Source organism: Sphingopyxis sp. (assembly GCF_050725615.1).
Taxonomy (GTDB): domain Bacteria; phylum Pseudomonadota; class Alphaproteobacteria; order Sphingomonadales; family Sphingomonadaceae; genus Sphingopyxis.
The window spans coordinates 1-5,098 of the sequence record NZ_JBOHHU010000148.1 but is presented as its reverse complement, the minus strand read 5'-3'; the positions used below and the strand labels follow the sequence as shown (position 1 = coordinate 5,098).

At 63.5% G+C, this 5,098-nt stretch carries 12 protein-coding genes; all 12 read left to right on the top strand.

What is annotated here, in order from left to right; all coding sequences use genetic code 11:
* The coding region (locus tag ACREB7_RS20530; RefSeq protein WP_431594110.1) for an uL14 family ribosomal protein at positions 1–204 on the top strand (204 nt) is incomplete at its 5' end.
* A gap of 2 nt (positions 205–206) precedes the next feature.
* Complete coding sequence (rplX, locus tag ACREB7_RS20525) at positions 207–527, top strand: 50S ribosomal protein L24 (RefSeq protein WP_431594109.1); 321 nt, start codon at positions 207–209, stop codon at positions 525–527.
* A complete protein-coding gene (gene rplE / locus ACREB7_RS20520) occupies positions 520–1,098 on the top strand; it encodes a 50S ribosomal protein L5 (protein WP_431594108.1) in 579 nt (192 codons plus the stop codon). The genes rplX and rplE overlap by 8 nt, the downstream gene beginning before the upstream one ends.
* Before the next feature lie 50 nt (positions 1,099–1,148).
* Complete coding sequence (gene rpsN / locus ACREB7_RS20515) at positions 1,149–1,454, top strand: 30S ribosomal protein S14 (RefSeq protein WP_077145774.1); 306 nt, start codon at positions 1,149–1,151, stop codon at positions 1,452–1,454.
* Positions 1,455–1,466: 12 nt separating this feature from the next.
* Positions 1,467–1,871: a 30S ribosomal protein S8 gene (gene rpsH, locus ACREB7_RS20510; protein ID WP_054589697.1), complete on the top strand. Its 405-nt coding sequence runs from the start codon at positions 1,467–1,469 to the stop codon at positions 1,869–1,871.
* Positions 1,871–2,404, top strand: coding sequence for a 50S ribosomal protein L6 (gene rplF, locus ACREB7_RS20505; RefSeq protein ID WP_431594107.1), 534 nt, complete (start codon positions 1,871–1,873; stop codon positions 2,402–2,404). Before rpsH ends, rplF begins: the two co-directional genes overlap by 1 nt.
* Positions 2,405–2,407: 3 nt before the next feature.
* The gene (gene rplR, locus ACREB7_RS20500; RefSeq protein ID WP_431594106.1) at positions 2,408–2,761 is read left to right on the top strand and encodes a 50S ribosomal protein L18; all 354 of its coding nucleotides are present in this window, start codon (positions 2,408–2,410) and stop codon (positions 2,759–2,761) included.
* Position 2,762: 1 nt separating this feature from the next.
* Entirely contained in the window at positions 2,763–3,467 is a 705-nt protein-coding gene (gene rpsE, locus ACREB7_RS20495; RefSeq protein WP_431594105.1) for a 30S ribosomal protein S5, read from the top strand.
* A gap of 4 nt (positions 3,468–3,471) precedes the next feature.
* On the top strand, positions 3,472–3,657 hold the full coding sequence (gene rpmD, locus ACREB7_RS20490) for a 50S ribosomal protein L30 (protein ID WP_054589700.1): 186 nt from the start codon (positions 3,472–3,474) through the stop codon (positions 3,655–3,657).
* Positions 3,658–3,663: 6 nt separating this feature from the next.
* Positions 3,664–3,870 (top strand): DUF1737 domain-containing protein, encoded by a 207-nt coding sequence (locus tag ACREB7_RS20485; RefSeq protein WP_431594104.1) that lies wholly within the window; start codon positions 3,664–3,666, stop codon positions 3,868–3,870.
* 54 nt (positions 3,871–3,924) lie between these two features.
* Positions 3,925–4,455, top strand: coding sequence for a 50S ribosomal protein L15 (gene rplO, locus ACREB7_RS20480; RefSeq protein WP_431594103.1), 531 nt, complete (start codon positions 3,925–3,927; stop codon positions 4,453–4,455).
* Positions 4,456–4,596: 141 nt separating this feature from the next.
* A partial coding sequence (locus tag ACREB7_RS20475; protein WP_431594102.1) for a preprotein translocase subunit SecY occupies positions 4,597–5,098 on the top strand: 502 nt, incomplete at its 3' end.

Genomic DNA, 5,098 nt, shown 5'->3' with positions numbered 1-5,098 from the left:
GACGTGCATCGCGCCGTCATCGTTCGCACCCGCAAGGATGTGCGCCGCGCCGACGGTTCGGTGATCCGTTTCGACACCAACGCCGCCGTGCTCGTCAACAAGAATGAAGAGCCGATCGGCACGCGTATCTTTGGCCCCGTCGTCCGCGAACTGCGCGGCCGTGGCTATATGAAGATCATCAGCCTGGCGCCGGAGGTGCTCTGACCATGGGTATGGCGAAAATCAAGAAGGGCGACACGGTTGTCATCCTGTCCGGCAAGGACAAGGGCAAGACCGGTGAAGTGACGCAGAGCCTGCCGAAAGACGGCAAGCTGATCGTCGCGGGCGTCAACATCATCACGCGGCACAAGAAGCCGAGCCAACAGGATCCGCAGGGCGGCCTGGAACGCAAGGAAGCACCGCTGCACGCGAGCAAGGTCGCGCTGGCCGACCCCAAGTCGGGCAAGCCCACCCGCGTGCGTTTTGAAACCAAGGACGGCAAGAAGGTCCGCGTGGCCGTGAAGTCCGGGGAGACGATCAGTGGCTGACAATTATACCCCGCGCATGCGCACCCGCTATGACGATGTGATCGTCAAGGCGATGACCGAGAAATTCGGTTACAAAAATGCGATGGAAGTGCCCAAGATCGAAAAGATCACGCTCAACATGGGCGTCGGCGAAGCCACGCAGGACAAAAAGAAGGTCGAATCGGCCGCTGCCGAGATGGAACTCATCGCCGGTCAGAAGCCTGTCGTGACCAAGGCCAAGAAGTCGATCGCCCAGTTCAAGCTGCGCGAAGGCATGCCGATCGGTTGCAAGGTCACCCTGCGCCGCGAACGCATGTATGAATTCCTCGACCGGCTGATCACGATCGCCATGCCGCGTATCCGCGACTTTCGCGGCGTGTCGGCGACCAGCTTCGACGGCCGTGGCAATTATGCCATGGGCCTGAAAGAGCAGATCATCTTCCCCGAGATCAACTATGACCGCATCGACCAGGTGCGCGGCATGGACGTGATCGTCACCACCACCGCCCGTACGGACGAAGAAGCCCGCGAACTGCTCAAGCTGTTCGGCTTCCCCTTCCCGATCGAAGCGCAGGAAAAGGAAGCCGCCTGATCCCTTTGGGACCAGGCAGGCTCTTTCAAGAAGGAAAGAGAACTTAAGTCATGGCGAAACTGAGTTCCGTGAACAAGAATGAGCGTCGCAAGAAGCTGGTGAAGAAATATGCCGGCCGTTATGCGAAGCTGAAGGCGATTGCGGCGGACACGTCGCTCGACGATGGCGAGCGTCTGATCGCGCGCCTGAAAATGGCGGAAGTTCCGCGCAACGGCAACCCGACCCGCATCCGCAACCGCTGCGAGATGACCGGTCGTCCGCGCGCATATTATCGCAAGTTCCGGCTTTGCCGTATCCAGCTCCGCGATCTGGCCAACAAGGGCCTGATCCCCGGTGTTGTGAAGTCGAGCTGGTAAGGAAGACGCAAGATGGCAATGACCGATCCTCTGGGTGATATGCTCACCCGCATCCGCAACGGCCAGCAGGCGAAGAAGGACAGCGTCCTGACGCCGGCCTCGACCCTGCGCGTCCGCGTTCTCGATGTTCTCCAGCGCGAAGGCTATATCCGCGGCTACAGCGAAGAAGCGCTGGGCGCCAAGGGCCAGCACAAGGGCATCCGCATCGAGCTGAAATATTTCGAAGGCCAGCCGGCGATCCGCCATGTGGCGCGCGTTTCGAAGCCGGGCCGCCGCGTCTATTCGGGTTCGAAAGAACTGCCGATCGTGCGCAACGGCCTGGGCATCACCATCGTGTCGACCCCGCGCGGCGTTCTGTCGGACGCCGAAGCCCGCGAACATAATGTCGGCGGCGAAGTGCTGGCGGAGGTGTTCTGATGTCGCGTATTGGTAAAAAGGCAGTAGCGATCCCCGGCGGTGTGACCGCTGCGATCGACGACGGCCAGCTGTCGGTGAAGGGTCCGAAGGGCACTCTCGCGATGCCGCTGTCCGACCTCATCACCTATGAAGTTGCCGAAGGCAGCATCTCGGTGCAGCCCGCGAACAGCACCCGCGAAGCTCGCGCTTTCTGGGGCATGCAGCGGACGCTGGTGCAGAATCTGATCACCGGCGTGACCGAGGGCTTCACCAAAGTCCTCGAGATCACAGGCGTCGGCTATCGCGCCAACTCGCAGGGCAAGACGCTCAAGCTGCAGCTCGGCTACAGCCATGATGTCGATTTTGCGGTGCCGGAAGGCATCGAGATCAAGACGCCGGACAACACGACGATCGAGATCAGCGGTATCGACAAGCAGCAAGTCGGCCAGGTCGCGGCGGAAATCCGTCGTTGGCGCAAGCCCGAACCCTATAAGGGCAAGGGCATCAAATATCGCGGCGAGTATATCTTCCGCAAAGAAGGCAAGAAGAAGTAAGCCATGGCACATCTTACCCCTTTCCAAAAACGCCGCCAACGCGTCCGTACCGCCCTCCGCCAGCGCGCGGGTGGCCGCGCTCGTCTGTCGGTGCACCGTTCGGGCCGTCACATCTATGCGCAGCTCATCGATGACGCCGCCGGCAAGACGCTGGCTGCGGCCTCGACGCTCGACAAGGATGTCCGCGGCAAGACCGGCGCAACCACGGCTGCTGCGGCTGACGTGGGCAAGCGCCTCGCCGACGCCGCCAAGAAGGCCGGCGTGACCCAGGTCGTGTTCGACCGCGGCGGTTTCCTGTTCCACGGGCGCATCAAGGCGCTGGCCGACGCGGCTCGCGAAGGCGGATTGGAGTTCTAATATGGCTGACGAAGTACAGAACGTCGAAGGCGCGCCCGAGGCGACGACCGACACCAACCAGGCTCCGCGCCGGGGCCGTGGTGGCGGTGGACGCGATGGGGGCCGTGGTGGTCGTGACGGCGGTGGCCGTGGTCGCCGCGACGATCGTCGCCCGCGCGACGAGGATGGCGGCGAAGAGCTGATCGAAAAGCTCGTCCACATCAACCGCGTGTCAAAGACGGTGAAGGGCGGCAAGCGCTTCGGTTTCGCCGCGCTCGTCGTCGTCGGCGACGGCAAGGGCCGCGCCGGTTTCGGACATGGCAAGGCGCGCGAAGTGCCCGAAGCCATTTCGAAGGCGACCGCTGCCGCGAAAAAGTCGATGATCCGCGTTCCGCTGCGCGATGGCCGCACGCTGCACCATGATGGCCTCGGCCATTTCGGCGCCGGCATGGTCACGCTCCGCTCGGCGCCCGCCGGTACCGGCATCATCGCCGGTGGCCCGATGCGCGCCGTGTTCGAATCGCTCGGCGTCGCCGATGTGGTGACCAAGTCGAACGGGACCTCGAACCCCTATAACATGATCCGCGCGACCTTCGAGGCGCTGGGCGAACAGACCAGCCCGAAGTCGGTTGCGCAGCGTCGCGGCAAGAAGGTGTCGGACCTCATCAAGCGCAGCGGCGTGTCCGACCGCGCTGCCGAGGCCGAAGCCGCCGCGGTGACGGAGTAAGACCATGGCTGACAAGAAGATCAAGATCCGCCAGATCGGCTCGCCGATCCGTCGTCCCAAGAGCCAGCGCGCCATCCTGACCGGCCTCGGCTTGGGCAAGATGCGCCGTGAGGTCGAACTGGTCGACACCCCGGAAGTGCGCGGCATGATCCGCAAGCTTCCGCACATGGTGGAAGTGGTCGAAGGCTAAGCTGCGATGAAGCTCTACCGCCTGTTGACCGGCCCCGACGACAGCGCTTTTTGCGCCCGCGTCGAAGGGCTGCTCAACCGGGGGTGGCAGCTCCACGGCAGCCCGTCGATCACCTGCGTCGATGGCCGCGGCTATGTCGCGCAGGCCATCGTGATGGACAAGGCCGGGGATTACCCCGGCTTTCAGCCATCGAGTGAAATCGAACCGGACTGACTCCCTGCCAAGGGGATCGGACCATAGCGCGAACAAAGCGAAAGCGAGTGCAACATGACTATCAAGCTCAACGAACTCAGCGACAATGAAGGCGCCCGCAAGGGCCGGATGCGCGTCGGACGCGGCATCGGCTCGGGCAAGGGCAAGACCGCCGGTCGCGGCCAGAAGGGCCAGAAATCGCGTGGCGGTGTCGCCATCAACGGCTTCGAAGGCGGCCAGATGCCGCTCCACATGCGCATCCCGAAGCGCGGCTTCAACAACATCTTCGGCACCGACTATGCCATCGTCAACCTGGGCATGATCCAGAAGCTGGTCGATGCGAAGAAGCTCGATGCCAAGGCCGTGATCGACCATGCCGCGCTCAAAGCCGCCGGCGTGGCCCGCGGCGGCAAGGACGGCGTCCGCCTCCTCGCCAAGGGCGAACTCACCGCCAAGCTGAACTTTGCCGTTGCCGGCGCGTCGAAGGGCGCGATCGAAGCGGTCGAAAAGGCTGGCGGCAAGGTCGAACTGCCCGAACCCAAGGCCGAAGCGACCGATGGCAAGAAAGCCAAGCGCAAGGCCGAAGCCGCCGCCAAAAAGGCGTAATGCACCTGAAGGCGGGTCGGCACGGGTCGATCCGCCTTCGACGCATTTGAATATGGGCCTTTCCCCTTGCGCTTCGACCATGGCGAACGCACATAGGCGCCGGGTCGCGGGGGCGCGGTCCGACCACTGAGGAAAGATCTTATGGCCTCTCGCGCCGACCAGCTCGCCCAGAATCTGAACTTTTCGAAATTCGGCCAGGCGACCGAACTCAAGAACCGCATCTGGTTCACGATCGGCGCGCTGATCGTTTTCCGCTTCCTGTCCTTCGTGCCGCTGCCGGGTGTCGATCCCGTCGCGCTGGCGCAGGCTTACAAGCAGGCTGCCTCGGGCGGCGTCCTCGACATTTTCAACACCTTCTCGGGCGGCAGCCTCGAGCGCCTCAGCATCATCGCGCTCGGCGTCATGCCCTATATCACGGCGTCGATCGTCGTGCAGCTCGCCTCGGCGCTGGCGCCCAGCCTCGCCGCGCTCAAGAAAGAGGGCGAAAGCGGGCGCAAGAAGCTCAACCAATATACGCGCTACGGCACCGTGCTGCTCACCGCGATCCAGGCCTATTTCCTCGCGCTGACCGCCGAGGCGTCGACCGGCGCGCAGGGCATCACCGTCGTCCTCGATCCCGGTATGCTGTTCCGCATCACCACGG